Source organism: Streptomyces ureilyticus, assembly GCF_011045025.1.
GTDB lineage: Bacteria > Actinomycetota > Actinomycetes > Streptomycetales > Streptomycetaceae > Streptomyces > Streptomyces ureilyticus.
On record NZ_JAAKZX010000457.1, the window covers coordinates 1 to 1,377 of the forward strand.

Here is a 1,377-nt window from a genome sequence, read left to right on the forward strand (position 1 = left end):
CGGCCGCAGCCGCGACCTCTCTCACTGCTGCGCCCGCGTTCGCCGTAGCTGGGGATCCCGTCACCGACGGCACATACGCCTTCACCGCCAAGCTCGTCATGGGCGACACCGAACGCGCCTGCTCCGGCGTCCTGGTCGACCGCGAGTGGCTGCTCACCGCGGCCAGCTGCTTCGCCGACAACCCGGCCGCCAGTCTCGCGGTGCCCGCCGGAAAGCCGGCGCTGAAGACGACCGCGACCATCGGCCGCTCCGACCTGACCGGCACCGGCGGTGCCGCGCGTGAGGTCGTCGAGCTTGTTCCGCGTACGGACCGCGATGTGGTCCTGGCCCGCCTGAACCGGCCGGTCACCAACGTCGCTCCCGTCGCCCTGGCCACCACCGCACCCGCCGCGGGCGAGGAGCTGAAGTTCGCCGGGTACGGGCGTACCAAGACCGAGTGGGCGCCGCTGAAGCTGCACACCGGCGCGTTCTCGGTGACCGCTGCTGCCGCCACCACCGCCACGGTCACCGGCAAGGACGGCGCGGCCGCCTGCATGGGTGACACCGGCGGCCCCGTGGTCCGCGTGGCGGGCGGCGCGCACCAGCTGGTGGCGCTGAACAGCCAGTCGTACCAAGGCGGTTGCTTCGGCGTCGACGCCACCGTCACCGACACCGGCGCCATCACCGCCCGCGTCGACGACCTGGCCTCCTGGGTGAACTCCAAGGTCGGCGCGAACCGCGTCACCGACTTCAACTGCGACGGCGTCGAAGACATCGCCATCAGCGACCCGCAGGCCACCATCGGCGGCGACGCCAACGCCGGACTCGTGCGCGTCATGTACGGCGGCGGCAAGGGCACCGCCGAGATCACCCAGGACCTGGACTGGGTGACCGGCAACTCCGAGCCCAGCGACTGGTTCGGCCAGGAGATCGCCACCGTCGACTGGGACGAGGACGGCTGCACCGAGCTGGTCGTGGGCACCGCCGGCGAGGACATAGGCAGCGTCGACGACCCCGGCGTGGTCGACATCCTGCACGGCGCCCCGGGCGGCCTCGGCGCGGGCGCCAAAAAGGGCACCCACCTCGAGGAGGGCCAGGGCGCCGGAGCCATCGGCGACTCCGGCGTCGAGGCCGGTGACCGCATGGGGGACTCGCTGGCCGCCGGTACCACCGCCGCGGGCGAACCGTTCCTGATCATCGGCGTGCCCGGCGAGTCCATCGGCAGCGTCGCCAGGGCGGGCGACTTCTTCTACCTGCGCGGCGCCACCAATATCGCCGTCCACCAGGACAGCACGAACGTACCGGGTTCCCCGGAGGCCGGCGACGGCTTCGCCAGCACCATGACCGCCGACGGCAACCGCTTCGCCATCGGGGCCGCCGGCGAGGCCATCGGCTCCG

Annotated in this window: 1 protein-coding gene; it reads left to right on the forward strand. The window is 72.6% G+C overall.

Annotation, left to right across the window (positions count from 1 at the left end):
- Positions 1-1,377 (forward strand): S1 family peptidase (locus G6048_RS48095; RefSeq protein WP_165345896.1); only part of this gene is annotated, 1,377 nt, incomplete at both ends.